Annotated in this window: 21 protein-coding genes and 1 pseudogene; 12 read left to right on the forward strand and 10 right to left on the reverse strand. The window is 72.4% G+C overall.

All coding sequences use genetic code 11. From position 1 onward, the window contains the following. Positions 1–14 precede the first annotated feature (14 nt). From ACWDS7_RS21975 to pth, 3 genes and pseudogenes are all read left to right on the forward strand, one after another. The gene (locus tag ACWDS7_RS21975; protein ID WP_451930792.1) at positions 15–119 is read left to right on the forward strand and encodes a DUF397 domain-containing protein; all 105 of its coding nucleotides are present in this window, start codon (positions 15–17) and stop codon (positions 117–119) included. After that, positions 95–556 (forward strand): annotated as a pseudogene (locus ACWDS7_RS21980) (50S ribosomal protein L25); the annotation flags it as partial. The gene ACWDS7_RS21975 and the pseudogene ACWDS7_RS21980, both read left to right, overlap by 25 nt. Before the next feature lie 63 nt (positions 557–619). Further along, positions 620–1,225 (forward strand): aminoacyl-tRNA hydrolase, encoded by a 606-nt coding sequence (gene pth, locus ACWDS7_RS21985; protein WP_306863679.1) that lies wholly within the window; start codon positions 620–622, stop codon positions 1,223–1,225. Positions 1,226–1,397: 172 nt separating this feature from the next. On the opposite strand, the gene ACWDS7_RS21990 is transcribed toward pth, so the two are convergent. Continuing rightward, positions 1,398–1,943 (reverse strand): 3'-5' exonuclease family protein, encoded by a 546-nt coding sequence (locus ACWDS7_RS21990; protein ID WP_306863682.1) that lies wholly within the window; start codon positions 1,941–1,943, stop codon positions 1,398–1,400. A 156-nt stretch (positions 1,944–2,099) separates the two neighbouring features. On the opposite strand from ACWDS7_RS21990, the gene ACWDS7_RS21995 reads away from it, so the two are divergent. The 7 genes from ACWDS7_RS21995 (at position 2,100) to ACWDS7_RS22025 (ending at position 9,687) form a co-directional block, all read left to right on the forward strand. Next, on the forward strand, positions 2,100–3,485 hold the full coding sequence (locus ACWDS7_RS21995) for a sugar transferase (RefSeq protein WP_306875514.1): 1,386 nt from the start codon (positions 2,100–2,102) through the stop codon (positions 3,483–3,485). Beyond that, a complete protein-coding gene (locus tag ACWDS7_RS22000) occupies positions 3,485–4,252 on the forward strand; it encodes a 3'(2'),5'-bisphosphate nucleotidase CysQ (protein ID WP_451930775.1) in 768 nt (255 codons plus the stop codon). Before ACWDS7_RS21995 ends, ACWDS7_RS22000 begins: the two co-directional genes overlap by 1 nt. 20 nt (positions 4,253–4,272) lie before the next feature. Further along, complete coding sequence (cysD, locus tag ACWDS7_RS22005) at positions 4,273–5,187, forward strand: sulfate adenylyltransferase subunit CysD (RefSeq protein ID WP_306863687.1); 915 nt, start codon at positions 4,273–4,275, stop codon at positions 5,185–5,187. 118 nt (positions 5,188–5,305) lie between these two features. Then, complete coding sequence (gene cysN / locus ACWDS7_RS22010; protein WP_451930776.1) at positions 5,306–6,568, forward strand: sulfate adenylyltransferase subunit CysN; 1,263 nt, start codon at positions 5,306–5,308, stop codon at positions 6,566–6,568. A 298-nt stretch (positions 6,569–6,866) separates the two neighbouring features. Then, on the forward strand, positions 6,867–7,910 hold the full coding sequence (locus tag ACWDS7_RS22015) for a sulfotransferase (RefSeq protein ID WP_451930777.1): 1,044 nt from the start codon (positions 6,867–6,869) through the stop codon (positions 7,908–7,910). Continuing rightward, a complete protein-coding gene (locus tag ACWDS7_RS22020; RefSeq protein WP_451930778.1) occupies positions 7,907–8,848 on the forward strand; it encodes a glycosyltransferase family 2 protein in 942 nt (313 codons plus the stop codon). Before ACWDS7_RS22015 ends, ACWDS7_RS22020 begins: the two co-directional genes overlap by 4 nt. Beyond that, positions 8,848–9,687, forward strand: a complete 840-nt coding sequence (locus ACWDS7_RS22025; protein WP_451930779.1) for a WecB/TagA/CpsF family glycosyltransferase — start codon at positions 8,848–8,850, stop codon at positions 9,685–9,687. The genes ACWDS7_RS22020 and ACWDS7_RS22025 overlap by 1 nt, the downstream gene beginning before the upstream one ends. A gap of 148 nt (positions 9,688–9,835) precedes the next feature. Here the strand turns inward: ACWDS7_RS22025 and ACWDS7_RS22030 are convergent, their stop codons facing one another. The 6 genes from ACWDS7_RS22030 to ACWDS7_RS22055 form a co-directional block, all read right to left on the reverse strand. Then, positions 9,836–10,738: a sulfotransferase gene (locus tag ACWDS7_RS22030; RefSeq protein ID WP_451930780.1), complete on the reverse strand. Its 903-nt coding sequence runs from the start codon at positions 10,736–10,738 to the stop codon at positions 9,836–9,838. Beyond that, the gene (locus tag ACWDS7_RS22035; protein WP_451930781.1) at positions 10,735–12,021 is read right to left on the reverse strand and encodes a lipopolysaccharide biosynthesis protein; all 1,287 of its coding nucleotides are present in this window, start codon (positions 12,019–12,021) and stop codon (positions 10,735–10,737) included. Before ACWDS7_RS22035 ends, ACWDS7_RS22030 begins: the two co-directional genes overlap by 4 nt. 91 nt (positions 12,022–12,112) lie before the next feature. Further along, positions 12,113–12,970, reverse strand: coding sequence for a sulfotransferase domain-containing protein (locus ACWDS7_RS22040; RefSeq protein ID WP_306863707.1), 858 nt, complete (start codon positions 12,968–12,970; stop codon positions 12,113–12,115). Beyond that, on the reverse strand, positions 12,967–13,866 hold the full coding sequence (locus ACWDS7_RS22045; protein WP_306863709.1) for a hypothetical protein: 900 nt from the start codon (positions 13,864–13,866) through the stop codon (positions 12,967–12,969). Before ACWDS7_RS22045 ends, ACWDS7_RS22040 begins: the two co-directional genes overlap by 4 nt. Then, a complete protein-coding gene (locus ACWDS7_RS22050) occupies positions 13,863–15,164 on the reverse strand; it encodes an O-antigen ligase family protein (protein ID WP_451930782.1) in 1,302 nt (433 codons plus the stop codon). The genes ACWDS7_RS22045 and ACWDS7_RS22050 overlap by 4 nt, the downstream gene beginning before the upstream one ends. Next, entirely contained in the window at positions 15,161–16,504 is a 1,344-nt protein-coding gene (locus ACWDS7_RS22055) for a YveK family protein (protein WP_451930783.1), read from the reverse strand. The genes ACWDS7_RS22050 and ACWDS7_RS22055 overlap by 4 nt, the downstream gene beginning before the upstream one ends. Positions 16,505–16,807: 303 nt before the next feature. Here ACWDS7_RS22055 and ACWDS7_RS22060 point away from each other — a divergent pair, with 303 nt between their 5' ends. After that, on the forward strand, positions 16,808–17,890 hold the full coding sequence (locus ACWDS7_RS22060; RefSeq protein ID WP_451930784.1) for a glycoside hydrolase family 26 protein: 1,083 nt from the start codon (positions 16,808–16,810) through the stop codon (positions 17,888–17,890). On the opposite strand, the gene ACWDS7_RS22065 is transcribed toward ACWDS7_RS22060, so the two are convergent. From ACWDS7_RS22065 to ACWDS7_RS22075, 3 genes are all read right to left on the reverse strand, one after another. Next, on the reverse strand, positions 17,774–18,727 hold the full coding sequence (locus tag ACWDS7_RS22065) for a sulfite exporter TauE/SafE family protein (RefSeq protein WP_451930785.1): 954 nt from the start codon (positions 18,725–18,727) through the stop codon (positions 17,774–17,776). The genes ACWDS7_RS22060 and ACWDS7_RS22065 overlap by 117 nt on opposite strands. Positions 18,728–18,812: 85 nt before the next feature. Then, the gene (cysC, locus tag ACWDS7_RS22070; RefSeq protein WP_451930786.1) at positions 18,813–20,042 is read right to left on the reverse strand and encodes an adenylyl-sulfate kinase; all 1,230 of its coding nucleotides are present in this window, start codon (positions 20,040–20,042) and stop codon (positions 18,813–18,815) included. A gap of 79 nt (positions 20,043–20,121) precedes the next feature. Then, positions 20,122–20,856: a class I SAM-dependent methyltransferase gene (locus ACWDS7_RS22075; protein ID WP_451930787.1), complete on the reverse strand. Its 735-nt coding sequence runs from the start codon at positions 20,854–20,856 to the stop codon at positions 20,122–20,124. Between the two features lie 170 nt (positions 20,857–21,026). Between ACWDS7_RS22075 and mfd the strand changes: the two genes are divergently transcribed. Further along, positions 21,027–24,557, forward strand: a complete 3,531-nt coding sequence (gene mfd / locus ACWDS7_RS22080; protein WP_451930788.1) for a transcription-repair coupling factor — start codon at positions 21,027–21,029, stop codon at positions 24,555–24,557. Positions 24,558–24,566: the final 9 nt, after the last annotated feature.

Here is a 24,566-nt window from a genome sequence, read left to right on the forward strand (position 1 = left end):
TCCGCAAGAGCAGCCTGAGTGACAACTCTGGGAACTGCGTCGAGGTCGCCCCGACCCGGGGTGGCGGTCGCGCGGTCCGCGACAGCAAGGATCAGCCCTGCGCACGCCGAACGTGCTGATCCGCCTCCAGGGCGCGGTCACCGAGCTGGCGCTGCCCAAGGGCGTCCAGCGTGACCCGATCAAGGGCTTCCTCGAGCACGTCGACCTCCTCCTCGTCAAGCGCGGCGAGAAGGTCACCGTCGACATCCCCGTCACCGTGGTGGGCGAGGTGGCCGACGGCATCCTCGACCAGCAGCTCGTCTCCGTCTCGGTCGAGGCCGAGGCCACCCACATCCCGACGGGTGTCGAGGTCGACGTCGAGGGCCTGGAGGTCGGCGCCCAGATCACCGCCGGCGACCTGAAGCTCCCCCAGGGCGCCACCCTGGTCGCCGAGCCGGAGACGCTGGTCCTGCACGTCACCGCCGTCCCGACCGCCGAGCCGGAGGCCGAGGCCGAGGGTGAGGCCGCCGAGGCCGGCGAGGGCGCGGAGGGCGAGTCCGCCGAGGCCGCCGAGTAGTTTTCTCTGCTACACCTGTCAGGGCAGTCCGCGACCGGACTGCCCTGACGCGCATATGAAGGGATGCCGACCATGGACCGCTGGTTGGTGGTGGGCCTGGGGAATCCCGGGCCGGAGTATGCCGGGAACCGGCACAACGCGGGTTTCATGGTGCTCGACGAGCTCGCCGCGCGGGCCGGGGGGCGCTTCAAGGCGCACCGGTCGCGGGCCGAGGTGCTGGAGGGCCGCCTGGCGGGCGCCCCCGCGGTGCTGGCCAAGCCGCTGTCCTACATGAACCTGTCGGGCGGACCGGTCAAGGCCCTGGCCGACTTCTACAAGGTGGACCCGGCACGGGTGATCGCCGTCCACGACGAGCTGGACATTCCCTACGGCGCGCTCCGGGCCAAGCTGGGCGGCGGCGACAACGGCCACAACGGACTGAAGTCGATCACCAAGTCCCTGGCGACCAAGGACTACCTGCGGGTCCGGTTCGGCATCGGCCGCCCGCCCGGCCGGATGGACGCCGCGGCCTACGTGCTGCGCGACTTCGCCACCGCCGAGCGCAAGGACCTGGCGTTCCTGGTGGACCGGGCCGCCGACGTGGTGGAGTCGCTGATCGGCTCGGGACTCGAGGCGACCCAGAACACCTTCCACGCCGGTGATCTGAACGTCTCCGGCCCGCCCAGGTAGCCGGGGCGCGGCGCCGGCGTTCCCGCGCCGCGCCGGCCGTGCCGTGGCGGACCCGCCGGCGTGCCGTACGGGCCGTCCCGGTGTTCCGCGCCGTGCCGTACGGGCCGTCCCGGTGTTCCGCGCCGTGCCGTACGGGCCGTCCCGACGTTCCCGCCCGTGCCGTACGGGCGGCTCAGGTGAGGGTCATCAGGTTCTGCAGCAGTTCGGCCTGCTCGACGGCGTCGTCCAGCGCGTTGTGGGTGTGCGGCCGGGAGGAGAGCAGGTGCTTGGGCATCTGCCGCTTGGTGGCCCAGCCGACGGGCACGCCCGCCCTGGCGGCGTAGAACGTCTTGAGGTCGAGGCAGCGTGAGTGCCCGAACGGCGAGGCGCCGCCGAAGCGCATGAAGTACCAGTACATCCACATCCAGTCGTAGGAGAGCGGATAGGCCGCCATCACCGGCGTGCTGTTGCCGCACACCTCGCGGATCCACCCGGCGGCGCCCTTCATCGCCTCGGCCGGGTCGGCGCCCTCGCGGATCAGCGTCTCCCGGTCGAGCCCGCTGACGGCGAGCGCCTCGGGCACGTGGTCGTCGCTGATGGGCCTCAGCTCGGCGTAGAAGGTGTGGAGCTGCGGGTCGACGGGTTCGAAGACCTTTCCGGTCATCCGCCCGGCCACGGCCATGCCGAAACTGACCATCGAGTACGGCCCCGGGATCGGGCCATCAGCCTCAATGTCCACAGAGATATACGTTTCGGTCTTCAACCTCCTGGCCTTTCTTCCGCCCGCTAGCATTCGGTGACTGTCCGTTTGTCAATGGTTACGTAGGGGGAGCGCGTGCGCGACGTGACCGTCGTCCAGGCGGCGCCGAGATCCGTCCCGGTGTCCCGGCCGCGCATGCCGGGGTGGGTGCGTGGTTACCGGGCGCGGGCCGTCGCCGCAGACCTCTGCTCCGCCTCCCTCGCCGGTTTTCTCGCGCTGTTCGTCCGCTTCGGCGAGGTTACTCCCTACGTCATCCCCTACGTGATGTTGAGCGCCGCGCTCCCCGCCGCCTGGGTCTGCGCGGTCGCGCTGAACCGCGCCTACGAGCCCCGGCTGTTCGGCCTGGGGTCCGAGGAGTTCCAGCGGGTCTTCCAGTGCGGGTTCATGCTCACCGCGGCCCTCGCCATCGGCGCCTACGGGACCAAGACCGACGTGGCCCGCGGTTACGTGGTGCTCGCGATCCCGCTGACGACCTTCCTCACCCTCCTGGCCCGTTACGGCCTGCGCCGTCGCCTGCACCGCAGGCGGGCGCAGGGCGGCTGCATGCGGCGGGTCGTGACGGTGGGTCACCGGGCCGCGACCGCCGAGCTGATCCGCCGCTTCCGCCGGGAGCGCTATCACGGCATGGAGGTCGTGGGGGTCTGCATGCCGCGTGACGGCATGGGCGACGTGGAGGGGGTCCCCGTCCTGGGGGACCTGTCCGACGTCCCGCTCGTGGTCGGGCAGATCGCGGCCGACACCGTGGCCGTGCTGGCCTGTCCGGAGATGGACGGGGTGGCGCTGCGGCGGCTGGCCTGGCGGCTGGAGAAGACCGACACCGATCTGGTGGTGGCGCCGGCGCTCATGGAGGTGGCGGGGCCGCGGATCACGATCCGCCCGGCGGCGGGGCTGCCGCTGCTGCACGTGGACCACCCCGAGATCGCCGGCCTGCGTCAGGTGGTCAAGAACCTCTTCGACCGGTTGGGGGCGGGGCTGCTGCTGGTGGCGCTGCTGCCGCTGCTGGCCGCCCTGGCGGTGGCCGTGCGGATGTCGAGTCCCGGCCCCGCGTTCTTCCGCCAGACACGGGTGGGCCGGGGCGGCACCGAGTTCACGATCTACAAGTTCCGGACGATGGGCGCCGACGCCGAGCGGCAGCGGATCGAGCTCACCGGGGACGGGCAGGGCGTGCTGTTCAAGATCCGGAAAGATCCGCGGGTGACCCCGCTGGGCGCCCGGCTGCGCCGTCACTCCCTGGACGAGCTGCCTCAGCTGATCAACGTGATGCTCGGTCACATGTCCCTGGTCGGGCCCCGGCCACCGCTGCCGGACGAGGTCGCCCGCTACGGAGACGACGTCCGGCGCAGGCTCCTGGTCAAGCCGGGGATGACCGGCCTTTGGCAAGTGAGTGGACGATCTGACCTATCTTGGGAGGAATCGGTGCGGTTGGATTTGCGTTATGTGGAGAATTGGTCCCTCACGCTGGACCTGCAGATCCTGTGGAAGACTTGGTCGGCTGTCGCGCGAGGAGCTGGAGCATACTGATGACGATCCGCGACGATCACACTCTCGCCACGGACCTGGCGACCGAGGCCGGTGAGAGGTTGCTGGCCCTGAGGGAGAAAGAGGGGTTCGCCGACCCCACCGCGCTCCGCAAGGAGGGCGACGCCTCCGCGCACCTGTTCCTGATGGAGGCCCTCGCACGGTCGCGCCCGGGTGACAGTGTGCTGTCGGAGGAGGCGACCAGGGAGGAGCGTCTCGACCCCCGGCGGCTCAGGGCCGAGCGGGTCTGGATCGTCGACCCGCTCGACGGCACCCGCGAGTTCGCCGAGGAGGGCCGCGCCGACTGGGCGGTCCACGTGGCGCTCTGGGAGCGCGGGGAGCTGACCGCCGGGGCGGTGGCGCTGCCCGCCCAGGGCCGCACGCTGTCCACCCTCGAACCCCCCGTGCTGCCGGCGGCGCGGCCGCAGGCCAGGCCGCGGATCGCGGTCAGCCGGACCCGCCCGCCGGAGTTCGTCCAGAACCTGGCCACCCGGGCCGGCGCCGACCTGGTGCCGATCGGATCGGCGGGCGCGAAGATCTCCGCGGTGCTCACCGGAGAGGTCGAGGCCTACGTGCACGCCGGTGGTCAGTACGAATGGGACTCCGCCGCGCCGGTGGCGGTGGCCCTGGCCGCCGGGGCCCACGCCAGCCGTATCGACGGCTCGCCGCTGACGTATAACCAAGGTGACCCGTCACTGCCGGATATCCTTGTTTCCCTACCGGGACTAGCGCCAACGCTGCTCGCTGGAATCCGGGATCTGCACCGATAAATCCCCGCTAGGAGAGTCTGATGCTCCAGTGCGACTACACCACGTCGCAGCTCGATGTCCTCGAGGCAGAGGCCATTCACATCATGCGCGAAGTGGCGGCCGAGTTCGAGCGTCCGTGTCTGCTCTTCTCCGGTGGTAAAGATTCCATCGTCATGCTCCGCATCGCGGAGAAGGCGTTCTGGCCCGCGCCGATCCCCTTCCCGCTGATGCACGTCGACACCGGGCACAACTTCCCCGAGGTCATCGAGTTCCGGGACCGCCGGGCCGCGGAGCTGGGGGCGCGCCTGGTCGTGGCCAGCGTGCAGGACTCCATCGACGCCGGCCGGGTGGCCGAGGAGACCGGCCGCCGGGCCTCCCGCAACCGGCTGCAGACCACCACCCTGCTCGACGCGATCGAGGACAACGAGTACGACGCGGTGTTCGGCGGCGCCCGCCGTGACGAGGAGAAGGCCCGCGCCAAGGAGCGGGTGTTCTCCTTCCGCGACGAGTTCGGCCAGTGGGACCCGAAGAGCCAGCGGCCGGAGCTGTGGAACCTCTACAACTCCAAGATCCGCAAGGGCGAGCACATCCGGGTGTTCCCGCTGTCCAACTGGACCGAGCTCGACATCTGGGACTACATCCGGCGCGAGGGCATCGAGATCCCGTCGATCTACTACGCGCACACGCGCAAGGTGTTCGAGCGGGACGGCATGCTGCTGGCCGACAGCGAGTTCATCACCCGCGACGAGGACGAGCCGCTCTTCGAGGCCGTGGTCCGCTACCGCACGGTCGGCGACGTGACCTGCACCGGCGCCGTCCAGTCCGCCGCCGCGACGGTCGAAGAGATCATCAACGAGATCGCCGCCACCAGGATCACCGAGCGCGGCGCCACCCGCGCCGACGACCGCGCCTCCGAGGCATCCATGGAAGACCGCAAGAGGGAGGGCTACTTCTAGTGCGTGACCTCCTGCCGCGCCGCTCGGCCCGCACGGAAGGGCGGCCGCGTGAGATCCGAGGGCCACTTCCGACGCAGTCTTCCCGCGAAAGCCGTACGACCCCTGGAGAGCAGTTCTGATGGACATCCTTCGCTTTGCCACGGCGGGAAGCGTCGACGACGGAAAGTCGACCCTCATCGGGCGGCTGCTCTTCGACTCCAAGGCGATCTTCGAAGACCAGCTTGAGGCGGTCGAGCGCACCTCGCGCGACCGCGGCACCGAATACACCGACCTGTCGCTGCTCACCGACGGCCTGCGGGCCGAGCGGGAGCAGGGCATCACGATCGACGTGGCCTACCGCTACTTCGCCACTCCCAGGCGCAAGTTCATCATCGCCGACACCCCCGGGCACATCCAGTACACCCGCAACATGGTCACCGGTGCGTCCACGGCCGACCTGGCGATCGTCCTGATCGACGCGCGCAAGGGCGTGCTGGAGCAGTCACGGCGGCACGCGTTCCTGACGACGCTGCTGCGGGTGCCGCACCTGGTGCTGGCCGTCAACAAGATGGACCTGGTCGACTACTCCCAGGAGCGGTTCGAGGAGATCCGCGAGGAGTTCACCTCGTTCGCCGCGAAGCTGAACGCGCCCGACCTGACGTTCATCCCGATCTCGGCGCTGCACGGCGACAACGTGGTCTCGCGCTCGGAGAACATGCCCTGGTACAACGGCTCCTCCCTGTTGCACCACCTGGAGCACGTGCACATCGCCTCCGACCGGAACCTGGTCGACGTGCGCTTCCCCGTCCAATACGTCATCCGGCCGCAGCGGGCCACCGACCCGGCCCTCCACGACTACCGGGGCTACGCGGGCCAGGTCGCCGGAGGCGTGCTGAAGCCGGGTGACGAGGTCATGCACCTGCCCTCGGGCCTGGTCACCCGGATCGCGTCGATCGACACCTTCGACGGGCCGGTGGAGGAGGCGTTCGCGCCGATGTCGGTGACCCTCCGGCTGGAGGACGACATCGACATCTCGCGCGGCGACATGATCTGCCGTCCGAACAACCAGCCGCACGTCGCCCAGGAGCTGGAGGCGATGATCTGCTGGATGACCGACGCCAGCAAGCTGGGCCCGCGCACCAAGCTGACCATCAAGCACACCACCCGCACGGCGCGGGCTCTGGTCCGCGATCTGCACTACCGGCTCGACGTCAACACCCTGCACCGCGACGAGTCGGCCCAGTCGCTCACCCTGAACGAGATCGGCCGGGTCTCGCTCCGCGTCACCCAGCCGCTGTTCGTCGACGACTACGCGCGAAACCGGCTGACCGGCGGCTTCATCCTCGTGGACGAGGCCACCAGCAACACCGTCGGCGCCGGGATGATCGTCGAAGCCAAGTAGGGCTCCCCGGCCACCCGCCGCGCACCCCACGCCGGCCCCCTCCACCGCCGTCACCACGGGCGGAGGAGGGGGCCGTCGCGCTGTCCGGAGAGGCTGGGAGGGAGCCGGAGACTCCGGACGGGACACGGCAGGGAGACGGTCTGCCCTGGGGAGGGCAGGCGGGACCGGTGGGCTGTGGACGGACGCGGTCTCGGCATGACGTCCCACAGGTAGATCCTTTGTCTGTTCCCTAACCCATTGATTACTCTCCGCGCTATTGTCGGCACGTTCCGTATCCGCTGGGTAAGGATTCGTGCCTGTGTCTGACAGCCCGGCCCCCGCCAGGGTCGTTTTCGTGGGCGGCCTCGGCCGCAGCGGCACCACGCTGCTGGAGCGTCTCCTCGGCGAGGTGCCCGGCATCGCGCCGCTCGGGGAGGTCGTGCACCTCTGGGCCAGAGGCGTGCTGGCGGACGAGGCGTGCGGATGCCGCGAGCCGTTCGGCTCGTGCCCGTTCTGGCGCGAGGTCGGCGAGCGCGCGTTCGGCGGCTGGTCGGAGGCGCTGGCCCACCGGGTGCTGGCGCTCCGCCACCGGGTGGACCGCACCCGCCGCATCCCCACGCTGGCCCAGCTCCTCACCGAGGAATGGCCGGGTGTGCCCGGACGGCCGTCCACGGGGCTGGGGGAGCCGGGCGGGGCCGGACGGCCGTTCCCGGGACTGGCCGAGCTGGGCGGGCACACCGGCGGATGGCCCTCCCCGGGGCTGGCCGAGCTGGGCGAATACGCCGCCGCCCACCGCCGCCTCTACGACGCGGCGGGCGAGGTCGCCGGCTGCCCGATCGTGATCGACTCCAGCAAGCACGCCTCCCTGGCCTTCTGCCTGGCCGCCACCGGAGTCGACGTGCACGTCGTGCACGTCGTGCGTGACCCCCGCGCGGTCGCGCACTCCTGGCACCGGCGGGTCGCCCGCCCCGAGGACGGCCACCCGATGACCCGCTGGTCGCCGGCCCGCACCTCGCTGCACTGGCTGGCCCAGAACCTCAGCCTCGAACTCCTGGGCCGCCGGGGTGTCTCCGTCACCCGGGTCCGCTACGAGGATCTCCTCGGCGCGCCGGTCGACACGCTCCGGCGGGTGGTCGCCAGGATCGGCCTCCGGCCCCGCCTCGACTTCCTCGCCGACGGCGAGGCCGAGCTCTCGGTGGCCCACACGGCCTCGGGCAACCCCATGCGCTTCACGGTCGGCCGGATCGGGCTGACCCCGGACGACGGCTGGCGCACCGCCGCCTCGGCCCGGCACCAACGCCTGGTCACCGCATTGACCTGGCCACTCATGAACAAGTACGGCTATCGCGGGAGGCTCGCGTGAGTCCATCGGTGGGCGTGGTCATCCCCACGAGAGGGCGCAGGCCCGAACAGTTGCGCTCGGCCACGCGTGCCGCGCTCGGCCAGGACCATCCCGGCGCCGTCGAGGTCGTCATCGTCGTCGACGGCGCCGACCCGGCGCTGGTGACCGACCAGGTGGCCGGCCTGCTGGCCCGCCGCGCTCCGGCGGCCCGGCGGGAGCAGACGGCCCCGCGCGGCGTCCGGGTGGTGGCCAACCGGCTCAGCCCCGGCCTGCCGGGGGCGCGTAACACGGGCATCGCGGCGCTCGGCACCGACCTGGTGTCCTTCTGCGACGACGACGACGAGTGGCTGCCCGGCAAGGTCGGCGCCCAGGTCGCCGCGCTGGAGGCCGAGCCGGGCGCGGAGTTCTCCAGCTGCGCCATCGAGGTCGAGTACGGCTCGCGCCGCGTCCCCCGCCTCGCCGGGACCGGCCTGGTCACCCGCGCCGACCTGGTGCGCTCGCGCATGGTGATGGTGCACTCCTCGACGTTCCTGTTCCGGCGCGGCACGCTCTGGGCCGACGAGAGCGCGCCCGGCGGCCAGAACGAGGACTGGGACCTGGCGCTGCGCGCCGCCGCGCGCCACCCGATCGCGCATGTCGACCGTCCTCTGGTACGCGTCCGCTGGGGTGGCTCCCTGTACGCCACCCGTTGGGCCGACCGGATCGCCGGGCTGGAGTGGATGCTCGCCCGGCACCCTGATCTGGCCGTGGATCCGCGCGGCGCGGCGCGGGTCTACGGTCAGCTCGCCTTCCACCACGCCGCCCTCGGCCGGCGGCGGGAGGCGGGCCGCTGGGCCTGGCGGGCCTTCGCCGCGCGGCGCGGCGAACTCCGCGCGCCGATCGCGCTCGCCGTGGCGGCGGGCCTGGTCTCGGCGCAGACCGTGCTCAGCACGTTGCACCACCGCGGGCACGGCATCTGATGGCGTTCAGGACCGTCCATGAGACGTTGAGCGTCCCGCGCCAGCGGTCGCGGCCGGACAGGGCCACCCGCAGGCGGCTGCGCCGCAGGGTGCAGGTGGCGGGGCTGGCGATCGACCCGATGACCGAGGGCGAGGTCGTCGACCACGTGGTCGCCGCGTTGAAACGCGGCGAGGGCGGCCACCTCGTCACTCCGAACGTGGACATCACCTGGGCCGCCGCCCGTGACCCCGAGGCGCGCGGGATCATCGAGGGGGCCGATCTCGTGGTGGCCGACGGCATGCCGCTGGTGTGGGCGGCGAAGCTGCTCGGCACGCCCGTCCCCGCCCGGGTCACCGGCGCCGACCTGATCTGGTCCCTGGCCGAGGCCGCCACCTTCTACCGCTACCCGATCTACCTGCTGGGTGGCCCGCCGGGAGTGGCCAGGCAGGCGGCCGAGCGCTTGACCGCCCGCCATCCGGGGCTGCTCGTCGCCGGGACCGACACCCCGCCGTACGGGTTCGAGACCAGCGACGAGGGTTACGCGGAGGTCCGGGACGCCGTGGTGGCCGCCGGGCCCCGGCTGGTCTTCGTCGGACTGGGCTTCCCCAAGCAGGACCGGCTCATCGCGGCGCTCCGCAAGGACCTGCCCGGCACCTGGTTCGTCGGGTGCGGTTCGGCCATCGCCTTCGCGGCCGGCGCGGTCCGCCGGGCGCCCCGGTGGATGCAGGGAGCCGGGCTGGAGTGGCTCTTCCGGCTGCTCAACGAGCCCGGCCGGCTGGCCCGCCGGTATCTGCTCCACGATCTGCCGTTCGCGCTCTGGCTGCTCACCGCCTGCCTGCTGCGCCGCCTGTTCTCCTGAGCTCCCGAGGCCGGCCTGTTCTCCCGAGGCCGGCCCGCTCCCGGAGACAGCCCGTTCTCCGGGCGCCGCCCGTGCCGGCCGTGCTCATGGGCGCAGGCGGCCGGACGCGCCGGACAGCGCCCCTGGGGGCGGCCGCGGCGACCGTGGGTCAGCGGGCGGCCAGCTCCGTGACCCGGTGGATCTCCTCCGGGGTCAGCCGTCCGGCTGCGGTGGCCAGTGCCTGGCGGGAGTCCATCGGCCGGTAGGCGGTGCGGGACAGGCCGCTCCAGGCGAAGCCGCCGGTGCCGGTGGCGGCTGAGGTGCAGGCGCGGGAGATGCGCTTCCCGGCGCGGTCGGACCAGCTCAGGCCCGACCACTCATACAGCCGGCGGAAGCCCCGCTGCGGGTCGGCGGCCAGATCCTCGTAGCGGGCCAGCAGGATCCCCGGATGGCGCGCGGCCAGGTCGGCGGCGACGGTCCGGGCCGCGCGCCACAGGGCGACGGCCTTGACGACCCGGTCCTGGCAGCCGACCAGCGGGCGCAGCTCCTCCAGGTGCGGGTGGTCGCGGACCAGCAGCGGCTGTTCGAGCAGCTCGTGGAAGTAGACCGTCCAGCCGAGCCGCTGCCAGCTCCCGACGAACGACACCGGGTCGCGGACCAGGATCACCACCCGGCAGCCGAGCCGCTCGGCGAACCAGCCGGCCGAGAACAGCGCGAACGGGTCGTCCAGCAGCGCACGGCGCCCGGCCAGCCGGCCGAGCGTGAACGCCGTGCCGTAGCGGACCATCCTCGCCAGGTCGTACGGCGAGCGGTTGCGGCGCAGCTCGGCCAGGAACCTGTAGCGCAGCGCGACGGTGTCGGCGAAGGCAGGTAGCCAGTGGCCGTCGTTGTCCGGGCAGATGTACTGGAAACGGTGGGTGACCCGGGCGTTGAGCACCCCGGGACTCTGCCCGGGCGGATGCTGGGGGTTCAGCGGCTCGTTGACGTAGACCAGCTCGCCGCCGGCCGCGAGCATCTTGCCCGTCCAGCTCGTCCCGCTCCGGGGCAGCCCGGTCACCAGCACCGGCGTCATCGCGCCCGCCACGTTCTCAGAGCGGCCCGGCTGTGGACGCCGAAGGGGCGCAGGCCGTATCGGCGGTGGATCAGCCACAGCGGCAGCAGGTTCTTGACCAGCATGCCCCCGGCCCAGCCGAGGGCGGCTCCGGACGCCCCGCAGGCGGGGATCAGCAGCGCGTCCAGCGTCAGGGTCACCGCGATGGCGGCGGCGAGGACGGCCAGGCTCGGACCGGTGTGTCCGGCGGCGGTCAGCACCACGTCGACCATGCCGCAGGCGGTGGCGAGCATCATCGTCGCGGCCAGCACGAGCGCCACCGGGACGCCGGAGGCGTAGCCGTCGCCGAACAGGCCGAGCAGCCACGGCGCGAGCGCGGCGTAACACAGCCAGAGCGGCCAGGTCAGCAGGGTGAGCCACATGGTGGTCGACTGGTAGAGCTCACGGGCGCGCGCCAGGTCGCCCTCGGCCAGCGCGCGCACCAGCCTCGGCTGCACGGCCTGAGCCAGCCCCTGGTTGACGAGCTGGCCCACGACCTTGAACCGGGTGGCGGCGGTGTAGACGGCGGCCTCGGCCGGTCCGGCGAGCACCGCCACGATCACGATGTCGAGCCGCTGGAACACCGCCTGGATCGCGGCGGCCATCGACCGGGGCCAGGTGTAGCGCCACAGGTCGTGCGCGGTCCCCGGCAGGTAGGGGCCGCACGGCAGCCGCCGGCGCAGCCAGAGCGCCGACAGCAGCAGGACCGGCAGGGAGGGCAGGGCCCAGGCCGCCGCGAGCAGCGGCACCGACTCCGCGCCCGCCAGCACCACGGCCGAGACCAGCAGGAGCTGGCCCACCGGCTGGAGCACGCCGTCCAGCAGCACGGTCGGCCGCATCGCGCCGAACCCGCGGGAGGCGGCCACCACGACGTCGGCGCACACCAGCACCGGCAGCGCCGCGGCCAGCACCAGGACCGTGGGGTCGGGGGAGACGGACAGCGCCGTCGCCCCGGCGGCCAGCGAGAGCGCCCCGACCGGGACGAGCGCCGCGCGGACGTAGCCGGAGGTGCAGCGGTAGCCGAACGGCCGGGACCGGGCGATGAAGTAGATCAGCCCGCTGCCGGCGTCCAGCCGCAGGATCCCGGCGGTCATCAGGCACAGCGCGGTCGCCGCGAAGAAGGCGCCCGCGACCTCCTGACCGGCTCCCCGGACGACCAGCACGACCACCCCGAACTGCGCGGCGGCGCCGATCCCGGCCCCGGCCACCCCGGCCAGCCCGCCCCGTGCCAGGCCGCTCAGGCGGGGCGGGGTCAGCGTCACCATGTCGGCTCCTCCTCGTCCGGCGGGAGCGGCCGGGCCGAGGCCGGTGCTCCCCTGTCGGCTCCGCGCCGGCCGGCGGCGGGCCGGGGCGGGGTCAGCGTCGCCATGTCGGCTCCGCGCCGAGCCACGGGGTCAGCAGGGCGTCGGACTCCTCGAAGTGGTCGGCCAGCTCGCGGCGGAGCGAGTCGGGCATCGGCGCGGGCCGGGGCCGGGCGTTGTGCCGCTCGAACACCGGGTCGCCGATGTGCGGCAGTCCGAGGAACTCCAGCACCCGGTCGTAGACGACCTCCGGCCCGGCGAAGAAGCGCCCGCTGTCCAGGACGAGCAGCCGGTCCCGGCCGATCAGCGGCTCCAGCGGGGCGAGCTGCTCGGCGTAGCGCCCCCTGGCCAGGTAGGCGTGGTGGCGGTGGGCGTGGTTCACCGAGTGCGGGGCGGCGCGCAGCCCCTCCACCGCCCCGGCCAGCCGGCTCTCCTCCAGCTCCACGGCCCTGGCGAAGGAGGTCTCGGTCTCGAAGCCCCGGGCCACCTCGTGGGCGTGGGCGGAGAAGGCGCGCTCCACCGGATCGCGGACCAGCACGATCACCTTCACGCCCGGCAGGTCCCAGGCGATCCGGGGGCAGGCGAGCGGATGGAACAGGTAGTAGGGCGAGGACTCGAAGGCCAGCGGGCGGCAGCCGTACCGGCGGGCCAGCCGGGAGGCCGTGGCCCGCAGCGGGAAGTGCGCGCGATACCACGACAGGCCCCGGTCGTAGGCCACGTCGAAGTAGTGGACGCCCTTGTGGAAGACGGGCTTGAGGATCAGCGGGTGCTGGGCCAGCGCCCGGTAGAGCGAGGTGGTGCCGGAGCGTTGCGCCCCGGCGATCAGGAAGGAGGGCAGCATCCGGCTCCCGGAGGTGAGGCGCCCGGCGGTCCGCGACACGGCGTGGACGGAACGCTTCAGCCTGGGCTTCACGTCAGGGCCTCCTGGAAGTCGACGACGGGGTTGAGCCAGTGGCCGGGTGGGCCGAGCGGGGTGTGGCCGTCGGCCGCGTGCCGGTCGGCCAGCGTGATCAGGTAGCGGATCGCGGTCAGCCTGGCCTCGGCCGCCGACAGCCCGAACGGCGCCAGGACCGGCAGGGCCTGCGCCAGGCAGGCCCGGGCGGCGGTCACCGGGGCGGCGCGGCGCAGGGCGCGCTGGAAGAAGTGGTGGACGGCGTCGAAGCCGAGCGGCACCCCGGTGGCGAACCGCTCCCAGTCCCAGACCAGCAGCCGCCCGTCGGCCCCGCGCGCGATGTTCCACGGCGCGAAGTCGCCGTGCCAGGCGTGCTCGGGGCCGGAGATCCGGCTGATCTCGCCGACCGCGTCGACGAGCAGGTCCGCGGGGATCCGGCCCCGCCGTACCGGCAGCGGGCTCAGCGCGAGCACCGACAGCCCGCGCCAGGACCCGTGGTGCAGCACGGCCGGTGGGACGACGGTCTTCAGCGGCACGCCGGCGAGCAGGTCGAGCGTCCGCGCCTCGTCGGCGATGAGCTCGCGGGCCCGGTCGGTGTCGCCGATCTTCACGTAGGCGGCCAGCCCGTCCGGGGCGTGGGCCTCCAGGATCGGCTTGCGGTTGACCCGCCGGGCGGGCCGGACGTGCAGCACGGCCCTGATGGGGGTGCCCAGCGCCTCGCTGAGGTAGGTCTCGATCGTGGCCTCCCCGGACGGGACCATGATCTTCCCGCCGGGGTGCCACCACGCGCGGGGGACCAGCCTGCGGGGGAGCAGCGGGTGGGGGAGCACGCTGTACGGCCGGGCCCGGCCGGGCCCGGGGAACAGCAGGTCGAGGGTCTCGCCGAGGTAGCGCAGCCGGGCGCGGGCGTCGTTCATGTGGCCCTGCTCGCCATCGAGTTCCTCCAGAGCAGCGCGAATGAGATGAGATACAGGCTGAGCGGCGTGACCAGCCCGTCGTAGACGAACATGTAGAGGAGGGTGAGGATCATCACCAGGACCCCGGCCAGGCCGATCGGGCTCCGGTCGCGCCAGTGGCGGCGGACGGCCCCGGCGAAGAAGGCCACGTAGAGCGCGGCTCCGACGAACCCCTGCGTGATCATCAGGTGCCAGAGCTGGCCGTCGCTGCCCAGCGGCGGGTGGCCGCAGGTGTCGCACCAGCCGGTCTTGCCGGTGGTGATGGTGCGGTGGTTGCCCGTCGCGTTGCGGGTGTTGCCGTAGCCGATGATCGGCGAGGTGTTCGCCGCGGCGACGGTCGCCGACACGGTGAAGGCGCGGATGTCGTTGCTGTGCGGGCTGTCCAGCCGCTGGGCCACCATCGTCTGCAGCGGGCTGAGGAAGAACACCAGCGCCCCGCAGGCGGCGGCGGCGCAGACCGTGACACGGGCCTTCGTGCCCAGCCGCAGGAACAGGTAGGCGGTTGTGACGCCCAGGCCGATCCAGAGGCCGCGATTGAGGGAGTAGACGATCGGGACGGCGGCCAGCGCGATCAGCGGGGCGACGGCCAGGCGCCTGCGCGGCCCGCCGTACACCCACCAGCCGACCACGAACCAGATGAGCAGCACCGAGACGTTGCTGCCCCAGGCGTTGGCCCATTCGAACGGGGCCTCCGGGCGCGGGGAGGCGTGGCCGAGGACCTTCTGCACCTGGGCGGTGGTGGGGTGGATCAGGTTGTGGACGAAGGAGTTGCCGCTGATCCAGCGGGGCAGGAGCTGCTCGACCGGCGAGGTGAAGCCGGCCTGCGGGGCGAGCACGCCCAGCAGGCCGCCCGCGACCGTCGTGACGAACAGCACGCCGAGCATCCGCACCAGGGTGAGCTGCGGCAGCTCCCGCTCGGTCAGGTTGCCCAGGTAGAGCACCATGATCATCAGGGAGACGTAGAGGAGCAGGCGCATCAGGTAGCCGATCACCCGCCCGGCGCCGAGCTCGCCGTAGGTGCCCGGCGGCATCTCGCCGAGCATGAGCGCGCTGACCAGGTAGCCCGCCAGCAGCAACAGCCAGAGGCCGGACCCGCGCGGCGCCCTGATCGGCCGCCGCCGCCACAGGACCAGCGCCATCGGCGGGGCCAGCACGATCACCGACAGCCCGCCGAAGCCCAGCGCCCACCAGAGGGGGTAGCCGACCAGGAGCGCGGCGATCGGCCAGGCCGCCGAGTGGAGGCCCCGCACGAGGGTCACGAGGGGAAGACCATCTTGTCGGCCGCGGGCGGGTGCGGCGGCAGCGGCGGCCGGGAGGCCTGGGGCGGGGCCGGCGCGGGCCGCCCCCCGGTGACGGGGTAGGCCGTCCGGTCGGAGGGGCCGGGAGCGACGGCGTGGGCCGTCCCGCCGGCGGAGGCGGAGGTGGAGGTGGGAGCGGGGACGGGAGCGGCGACGGGGGCAGGAGCGGAGGCGGGGCGGGCCCGGCCGGTCTTGGAGACCCGGCCCGCCGCGGAGGCCCGGCCGGACTTCCGGACCCGGCCGGGCTTCGGGGCCTTGCCGCTCTCCGCCGCCCGGCCGCCGGATACGGCCGGGGGGCCGTCCGGCGGGGTGGCGACCGCGCCGATCACGGGGATCCCGCGCTCGCCCAGCCGCCGTACGGCCTGCGCCACGTCGCGCGAGGACGTCCCCGGCACGGTGACCAGCAGCACGGCGCTCCCCGCGACCGCCAGCTCGCCGATCTCCTCCCCGGTGACGAGGTCGAGGCCGGTCAGGCGCCTGACGTCGGAGCGCCCGCGGATCCTGGTGTCGAGCCGGTCGCGGAGCCAGGCGGCGCCGGTCCCGGCGAGCAGGCCGATCATGAGGCCGCTGCCGAGGTGGAGGGGCGGGCTGGGAGCGGTCGGCTCGGCCGGGGCGACCGCGTCGCTGATCACCGATCCCGGGGTGACGGCGACGGTCTTGAGCGCGTCGTATCTGAGGGTGAGGCTGGAGATCTGCCGGCTGAGCATGTTCTGCCGCTGCAGCGCGACGGTCCGCTCCGCCGTGCCCCTCGCCAGCCCGGGCAGCGTGTCCGCCACCGTGACCAGCGACGCGTTGACCTGTTTGAGCTTGGTGAGGAGCGCCTTGAGCTGGACGTCCAGCGCCTGGGTGGCGGACTCGTCCCGGTGGGCCAGGTAGGCCCGGGCGTAGGCGTCGGCCCCCGCCGCGGCGGCGCGCGGGTCGGCGGCGGTGTAGGAGATCTCCAGGACCGAGGTGTTGGGCGGCACGGAGACCTCGACGGGGCCCGGGGTGCTCTTGAGCGTGGCCCGGGCCTTCCCGGCGACCACCGCGGACTGGGCGATCTGGGCCTCGGTGTCGAGGTTGAGCGGCTCGCGCTGCCGGCTGGTGACCTGGTTGGTCTGCTCCGGCAGGCCCGTCGGGGAGACCAGCACCTGCGCGGAGGCGGTGTAGGAGGGCGGGGTGAGCCGGAGCAGGGCGGCGCCGCAGCCGGTCCCGGCCGCGAGGAAGAACAGCAGGATCGGCCACCTGCGGCGGATGAGGGAGGCGTAGTCCGCCAGCTCTCCGCCGGAGCGGTGGACCGGGGCGTCCGGCGGCAGGCTCATACGGTGAGGTCCCTTTCGGGCGGCATCGGCGCTTGAGAACCCTAGGAACTATAGGTCGGCCCGCCATTTCTCCGGTCCAATACACAAGATTTTCTTCAGATTGATCCGGCTAATCACGGTGCGATAACTAGCGTTTATCCGATATTTCCCCACACCTTTCGGGTGGGCTCCGGCACGGAGTGGCAAAGTGCGTGACGTGGCACGTCCAGGAGGTGGGAAAGTGGGCTCCGGGTAAAGTCGGGAAACGTGCATGGGAGCATCAGTGAGGGACCGTTGCATCGGATAAATGCCGCTTTAGGGATATTGTCCCGCAAGGACAGAATCGCCGGTGCGGCGCTGGCGCTGGCCCTGGGAATGAGCGCGTGCGGCCGGCCCCCCGTGGTCTCCGAAGAGCCGTCCGAGCGCGTCACGGCCCGGACCGGCGGCCTGCCGGGCACCCGTCCGTCGGCGTCCGCCTGTGAGGTGACCGCCAAGCTCATCCCCTCGTGCGGGGCGTGGTGGGGGGTCGCGCCGGAGATCTTCACCGGCCTGCCTCCCCGGCGAGCGCTGGAGCGGGCCGAGGAGCGCATGGGCCGTCCGGCCGGCATCATGCACCTCTATCACCGGGGCCCGGAGCTCTTCCCGACCCGGGAGGAGCGGAAGATCGCGCGAGACCCCGGCGGCCGCAGGCTCCTGCTGATCAACTGGAAGCCGTCCTCCGACCGCACCTGGGCGGAGATCGCCGCAGGCGCGCTGGACCGGCGGATCGACCGGCTGGCCGGCCATGTCAGGAAGACCTTCCCCGAGAGGTTCTTCCTGACCGTCCACCACGAGCCGGAGGACGACGTGCGGGAGGACCCGGACTCGGGGATGACCGCCGAGGACTACTCCGCGATGTTCCGGCACGTGGTGCTGCGCCTGCGGCAGCGCGGCGTCACGAACGCGGTCACGGTCATGACCTACATGGGCGCGCCCAACTGGGCGGCCAAGCCCTGGTTCGAGCGGCTCTACCCCGGTGACGACGTGGTCGACTGGGTGGCGATGGACCCCTACGTCGACGGCCGGGTGCACACCTTCGACGGACTGGTCAACAAGACACGCGAGGAGTCCGCCGGGTGGCCCGGGTTCTACCGCTGGATGCAGTCGCGCTTCCCGGGGAAGCCCATCATGATCGCCGAGTGGGGCGTGTTCGAGCGCCACGGCCAGCCCGGGTTCAAGGAGTCGTTCTTCTCCTCGGTCCGCCGGGAGATGCGCGACTATCCGCAGATCAAGGCGCTGGTCTACTTCGACTCACCGCGCGCCCCGCGAGGGGACACCCGTTTCGACACCACCGCCGGCGGCCTGAGATCCTTCTCCGACCTCGCCGGCGACCCCTACCTCCAGGCCACCGCGGTCCCTGAGAAGTGACCATCCGGCGGCCCCGGCCGCCACGGCGCCGGCCAGGATCCAGAGCGTGGCGGTGTTGCCCACGCCGAGGAGCTTCAGCGCCGACGCCAGCAGCACCACCGCCAGCAGCGCCCGGATGACTCCGCCGGGCGCCCAGGCCGAGATCCGCGCGCCCAGATAGACGCCGGGGATCGAGCCGGCCAGCAGCGAGGCGGTGACGTCGAGCTGGAAGTCGCCGAACAGCAGGTGCCCGAGCGCGGCCGAGACGACCAGCGGGACGGCCTGGACCAGGTCGGTGCCGACGAGCTGGTTGGCCTTCAGTGCGGGATAGAGCGCGAGCAGCGCCACGATGATCAGGGACCCCGAGCCCACGGACGAGATGCCGACGACCAGGCCACCGACCGTACCGACCAGTAAGGTCGGAAATGGGCGCACGACGATCTCACCGAGGTCCGCCGAGACGCCCCCCTCGCGGCGTGCGAGCCAGGCCTTGGCGACCAGCCCCGCGACGGCCAGCAGCAGCGCGACGCCCAGGGCGTATTTGATCGTCTGCTGGATCTGCTCGCCGTCCCCGAAGGCCCGGGCCACCAGCACCCCGCAGAAGGCCGCCGGCACCGAGCCCGCGCACAGCCAGCCGACCAGCCGCAGGTTGACCGTGCCCCGCCGCATGTGGACGGCCCCGCCCACCGGCTTCATCACGGCCGAGGCGACCAGGTCGCTGGAGACGGCCGCCAGGGGCGGCACGTTGAAGAACAGCATCATCATCGGCGTCATCAGCGCGCCGCCGCCCATGCCGGTCAGGCCGACGACGATCGCGACGAGGAACGACCCCGCGGCCAGGGGGAAGTCGATGTCCACGGGCCGTTATCCCTTCTCTTCTCGTCTCGCTCGCCGTGCCGGTCCGTCATCCCGGCGGGCCCGTCGTCTCAGCGGGCCCGTCGCCTCAGCGGACCCACCCGCCCTGGACCAGGGGGTCGAGCACCTGCTGGACGGCCCGCTCCACGCTGATCGAGGTGGTGTCGATGACCAGGTCGGCGTCGTCGGGCTCCTCGTAGGGGTCGGAGACGCCGGTGAACTCGGGGATGAGCCCGGCCCTGGCCTTGGCGTAGAGCCCCTTGCGGTCGCGGCGCTCGCACTCGGCCAGCGGGGTGGCCACGTGGACCAGCAGGAAGTCGGCGCCGACGGCCTCGACCATCGCGCGGACCTCGTCGCGGGTGGCGGCGTAGGGGGCGATGGGGGCGCAGATCGCCAGCCCGCCGTGCCTGGCGGCCTCGGCGGCGACGAACCCGATCCGGCGGATGTTGAGGTCGCGGTCCTGCTTGGAGAAGCTCAGCCCCGCCGACAGCAGGTGACGGACCACGTCGCCGTCGAGGTAGGTGATCGTGCGGCTGCCGCGCTCCAGCAGCGCGTCTCTCAGCCCGCGGGCGACGGTGGACTTGCCGGAGCCCGACAGGCCGGTGAAGAAGACCACCAGCCCCCGCCGGTGCGGCGGCCCGGGGAGCGTCACCGGCTCGGGGCCGGCCAGGTGCTCGGTCGCGCCGTAGGCCTCGGCCACGTGCTCGCGCAGCTCCAGGTCGATGCTGGGCTCCTCGCGGGGGGCGAGCGGCACCACGGCCACCACGGTGCCGTCGGGCAGCAGGTCGCGGGCCTTGAGAGCGGCGCGGACCACCGCGGGGCCGCCCTCGCCGAAGGCCAGCGGGAGCAGCAGGACGGCCGCGCCCAGCTCCTCGGCGGTCGCCTTGATCTCCGCCAGGTCGTCCAGCGGTCCGCGCATCGTGACCGCCAGCACCTCCCGGCCGGCCAGCTCCGCGCGGACCTCCGCCGGGGTGCGGCGCAGCCGGGCGAACGGCCCGTGCTCGGGCGCGTCGAGGGCCTCCACCGGGCCGGCGACGTGACCGTCCCGCCGGTCGGTGACGGTCAGCACGGCCAGTGCCACGCCCTCGGGGTCGCGCAGCGTGATCCGGTCACCGGGGACGGCGGGGTGGTCGTCGGGCAGGGCGAACGTCACGGGCGCGGGCCACGGGGTGCCGTCGGCCAGGGTGCCGTGCTCGGCCACGGCGTGTGCGTCCGCCGAGCTCAGGAAGCCCGTCAGCGGCTGGAAGGCGCCAGAGAGCAGCAGCTCCAGATCGGCCAGCTCGCGCGCGTCGGGGGTCCACTCGAAAGGCGCCGTCATCTGCTCCACAATCCCGATCGAATTAGTCGGATTTCGTCAGCTTACCTACTCCGTCTCCCCCGCACCAGCCCGCCGACTCTCAGATCAGCCGGGCGAAGTGGCTGTGGGGTTTGCGGATGACCATGATGATCTCATCGTGCGAGGCGGGCCACCGTCCCCTGGAGAAGGTCTCCATCGCCGAGCAGGCGGCGCGGGCCAGCCTGCCCAGCGGCCCCCTCAGCGCCGGTCCGCTCGTGGCCGAGGTGTCGTCGGTCACCATGAGCCCGCGCGTCAGGCAGAAGGAGTGCATCCCCTCGCGCGAGGTGATCTGTCCGTAGAAGGGAGGCAGCGGGCCCACGGTGCCGGAGGGGGCGAACCTGTGCCACAGCGTCCGCCGCAGCGCCGCGGGCAGCAGCCGGTCGCACGCCCCGTAGGCCGAGGCCCGGTCGCGCATCTGCAGCAGCAGCAGCCCGCCCGGCCGCAGCCCGGTGAGCAGCCGGTCGAGCACCAGCTCGGGATGCTCGATCCGCTCCAGCAGGAACGACACGTGGACGATGTCGAAGGAGCGCGGCGGCACCGGCACCGACCGCAGGTCCCCCAGCGCCCAGGAGTCGAGATCCTTGCGCGCGGACGTGCTGGCCCGCAGGGCCGGCAGGTCCTCGTCGATCCCGATGACCCGCGCCTCCATCTGGTCCAGCTCCAGCTCCAGCGGCTCGGGCCACCCGCATCCGGCGATCAGGACGTCGAGTCGCCGGCCCGACTGGCCCGTCCACTGCTCACGGATCCGCCGGCTGAACATGTCGTCTCGCGTGACGACCGACCGTACCTCTGACATATGACTAAGAGTAGTCAACTCAACACGATTCGTCGCGCATTTCCCCCTCCTCACAGAAGTGATCTCCCTACGGGAGAGGGTCCCCGGGCAAGTAGCCTTGGGGGGTACCCCCCGTGCCGCACCGGCCGGGGGCCTGTCGTGTTGCCGTCGTGGGGCTGTGGGCGAATCTGATGAGCCTTTCCGGACTGCTGGACCTTGTCGCCGGGGAGCCGAAGCTGGCTTCCGTTCTTGAGGACGTCCGAGGGGGAGACTCCTCCGACGGGTCGATGATCGCGCCGCCCGCGCTGCGGCCGTTCACCGTGGCCGCGCTGGCCCGGGAGGGGGCCAAGAACGGGGGCCGGGCCGTTCTCGCGGTGACCGCCACCGGGCGCGAGGCCGAGGACCTCGCCGCGGCGCTCACCAGCCTCCTCGACCCCGGCACGATCGCCGTCTTCCCGGCCTGGGAGACGCTGCCGCACGAGCGCCTGTCGCCGCGCAGCGACACCGTGGGCCAGCGGCTCGCCGTACTGCGCAGACTGGCCCACCCGGTCGAGGGCGACGCCGCGGCGGGCCCGCTGCAGGTGATCGTCGCGCCGGTCCGGGCGGTGCTCCAGCCGATCGTGCGGGGCCTGGGCGACCTGCGGCCGGTACGGCTGCGCGCCGGGGACGACGCCGACCTCGAAGACGTCGTCCACAGGCTCGTCGAGAACGGCTACAACCGGGTCGACATGGTGGAGAAGCGCGGTGAGGTGGCCGTCCGGGGCGGCCTGCTGGACGTCTTCCCGCCCACCGAGGAGCATCCGCTGCGGCTGGAGTTCTGGGGCGACAGCGTCGAGGAGATCCGCTGGTTCAAGGTCGCCGACCAGCGGTCGCTGGAGGTGGCCGAGGAGGGGCTGTTCGCGGCCCCCTGCCGCGAGCTGCTGCTGACGGAGGAGGTCAGGGAGCGGGCGCGGGAGCTCGCCGAGCGGTATCCGGCGCTGGCGGAGATCCTGGACCAGCTCGCCGAGGGCGTCCCGATGGAGGGCATGGAGGCGTTCGCGCCGGTGCTCGCCGGGGAGATGGACCTGCTCGTCGACCACCTGCCGGCGCAGGCGGCGGTGTTCGTGTGCGACCCCGAGCGCATCCGCGGCCGCGCCGACGAGCTGGTGCGGACCAGCCAGGAGTTCCTGGAGGCGTCCTGGATCAACGCGGCCTCCGGGGGAGAGGCGCCGATCGACCTGGAGGCGGCGGCGTTCCGCACGCTGGAGGAGGTCCGCGACCACGCCCGGGAGCTCGGCCAGCCCTGGTGGTCGATCGCGCCGTTCGGCGGCGACGGCCCCGGCGACGGGCTGGTCCTGCAGGCGCGCGAGTCGGAGGCCTACCGCGGCGACACCCAGCGGGCCCTGGGCGACATCAAGGGCTGGCTGGAGGAGGGCAAGGTCGTCGTGCTGCTCAGCGAGGGCCACGGCCCCGCGGAGCGGATGGTCGAGCTGCTCAAGGGCGTGGACCTGCCCGCCCGGCTGGAGCGCGCGCTCGACCGGGCACCGGACGCGAAGGTCGTCCACGTCAGCACCGGCCTGATCGAGCACGGCTTCGTCAGCCCCGGACTGGCCGTGCTGACCCACCTGGACCTGGTCGGGCAGAAGGCCTCCACCAAGGACATGCGGCGGCTGCCCTCCAAGCGGCGCAACATGGTCGACCCGCTCCAGCTCAAGGTCGGCGACCACGTGGTGCACGAGCAGCACGGCGTGGGCCGCTACATCGAGATGGTGCAGCGGACCGTGCAGGGCGCCACCCGCGAATACCTGGTGATCGAATACGCCAAGGGCGACCGGCTCTACGTGCCGACCGACCAGCTCGACGAGGTCACCCGCTACGTCGGCGGCGAGTCGCCCACGCTCAACCGGATGGGCGGCGCCGACTGGGCCAAGGCCAAGACCAAGGCGAAGAAGGCGGTCAAGGAGATCGCCGGGGAGCTGATCCGGCTCTACTCCGCCCGGATGGCCTCGCCCGGGCACGCCTTCGGGCCCGACACGCCGTGGCAGCGGGAGATGGAGGACGCCTTCCCCTACGCCGAGACCGGCGACCAGCTGGAGGCCATCGACGAGGTCAAGCGCGACATGGAGCGCGGAGTCCCGATGGACCGGCTGGTCTGCGGCGACGTCGGCTACGGCAAGACCGAGATCGCGGTGCGGGCGGCGTTCAAGGCGGTGCAGGACGGCAAGCAGGTGGCGGTGCTGGTGCCGACCACGCTGCTGGTCCAGCAGCACCTGTCCACCTTCGCCGAGCGGTTCTCCGGGTTCCCGCTGAACGTCAGGCCGATGTCGCGCTTCCAGACCGACTCCGAGGTCAAGGCGACGCTGGAAGGGCTGCGCGAGGGCTCGGTGGACGTGGTGATCGGCACGCACCGGCTGTTCTCGCCGGAGGTCAGGTTCAAGGAGCTGGGTCTGATCATCATCGACGAGGAGCAGCGCTTCGGCGTCGAGCACAAGGAGGCCATGAAACACATGCGGACCCAGGTCGACGTGCTGGCCATGTCCGCCACGCCGATCCCGCGCACGCTGGAGATGGGGCTGACCGGCATCCGCGAGATGTCGACGATCCTCACCCCACCGGAGGAGCGGCACCCGATCCTGACCTTCGTCGGCCCCTACGACAACAAGCAGATCGGCGCCGCGATCCGGCGCGAGCTGATGCGCGACGGCCAGGTCTTCTTCGTCCACAACCGCGTCTCCAGCATCAACAAGGTCGCGGCCATGCTGCGCGAGCTCGTGCCCGAGGCCCGGATCGCCGTCGCGCACGGCCAGATGAACGAGCACCAGCTCGAAAAGATCATGGTGGGCTTCTGGGAGCGCGACTTCGACGTGCTGGTCTCCACCACGATCGTCGAGTCCGGCCTCGACGTGCCCAACGCCAACACGCTGATCGTGGACCGGGCCGACAACTACGGCCTGTCCCAGCTCCACCAGCTCCGCGGCCGGGTCGGCCGGGGCCGCGAGCGCGGCTACGCCTACTTCCTGTACCCGCCGGAGAAGCCGCTCACCGAGACCGCCCACGAGCGCCTGGCCACCATCTCCCAGCACACGGAGATGGGCGCGGGCATGTACGTCGCGATGAAGGACCTGGAGATCCGCGGCGCGGGCAACATCCTGGGCGCCGAGCAGTCGGGCTTCATCGCGGGCGTCGGCTTCGACCTCTACGTGCGGATGATGGCCGAGGCCGTGCAGGAGCAGAAGGCCAAGCTGTCCGGCGGCACGGCGGAGGAGGAGCGGCCGGAGGTCAAGGTCGAGCTGCCGATCAACGCGCACATCCCGCACGACTACGTGACCTCCGAGCGGCTGCGCCTGGAGGCGTACAAGCGGATCGCCGGGATCGACGCCGACGTCCAGATCGCCGAGGTGCGCGACGAGCTCGTCGACCGGTACGGCAGGCCGCCCCAGGAGGTGGAGAACCTGCTGGAGGTCGCCCGCTTCCGGATCCGCGCCCGCCGGGCGGGGCTGACCGACGTCACGCTGCAGGGCCAGCACATCAGGTTCGCTCCGGTCTCGCTCAGGGACTCCCAGCAGGTCAGGCTCCAGCGCCTGTACCCGAAGGCGCTGCTGAAGCAGGCGAGCGGTACGTTGCTGGTGCCCGTGCCCAAGACCAGGCCGCTCGGCGGTCAGCCGCTGCGCGACCTGGAGCTGCTCAAGTGGTGCGGCGACCTGGTCCAGGCGATGTTCCTGGAGAACGTGCCGGTAAAATGAGCGGCGTTG

This window comes from Streptosporangium sp. NPDC003464 (assembly GCF_053588315.1).

Coding starts and splice junctions, on each gene's coding strand:
- mfd (WP_451930788.1), top strand. CDS start 21,027: ATGAGCCTTTCCGGACTGCTGGACCTTGTCGCCGGGGAGCCGAAGCTG.
- ACWDS7_RS22055 (WP_451930783.1), bottom strand. CDS start 16,504: ATGAGCCTGCCGCCGGACGCCCCGGTCCACCGCTCCGGCGGAGAGCTG.
- ACWDS7_RS22025 (WP_451930779.1), top strand. CDS start 8,848: ATGGCGTTCAGGACCGTCCATGAGACGTTGAGCGTCCCGCGCCAGCGG.
- ACWDS7_RS22045 (WP_306863709.1), bottom strand. CDS start 13,866: ATGAACGACGCCCGCGCCCGGCTGCGCTACCTCGGCGAGACCCTCGAC.
- cysD (WP_306863687.1), top strand. CDS start 4,273: ATGCTCCAGTGCGACTACACCACGTCGCAGCTCGATGTCCTCGAGGCA.
- ACWDS7_RS22030 (WP_451930780.1), bottom strand. CDS start 10,738: ATGACGCCGGTGCTGGTGACCGGGCTGCCCCGGAGCGGGACGAGCTGG.
- pth (WP_306863679.1), top strand. CDS start 620: ATGCCGACCATGGACCGCTGGTTGGTGGTGGGCCTGGGGAATCCCGGG.
- ACWDS7_RS22075 (WP_451930787.1), bottom strand. CDS start 20,856: ATGTCAGAGGTACGGTCGGTCGTCACGCGAGACGACATGTTCAGCCGG.
- ACWDS7_RS21995 (WP_306875514.1), top strand. CDS start 2,100: ATGCCGGGGTGGGTGCGTGGTTACCGGGCGCGGGCCGTCGCCGCAGAC.
- ACWDS7_RS22000 (WP_451930775.1), top strand. CDS start 3,485: ATGACGATCCGCGACGATCACACTCTCGCCACGGACCTGGCGACCGAG.
- ACWDS7_RS22035 (WP_451930781.1), bottom strand. CDS start 12,021: ATGGTGACGCTGACCCCGCCCCGCCTGAGCGGCCTGGCACGGGGCGGG.
- cysN (WP_451930776.1), top strand. CDS start 5,306: ATGGACATCCTTCGCTTTGCCACGGCGGGAAGCGTCGACGACGGAAAG.
- cysC (WP_451930786.1), bottom strand. CDS start 20,042: ATGACGGCGCCTTTCGAGTGGACCCCCGACGCGCGCGAGCTGGCCGAT.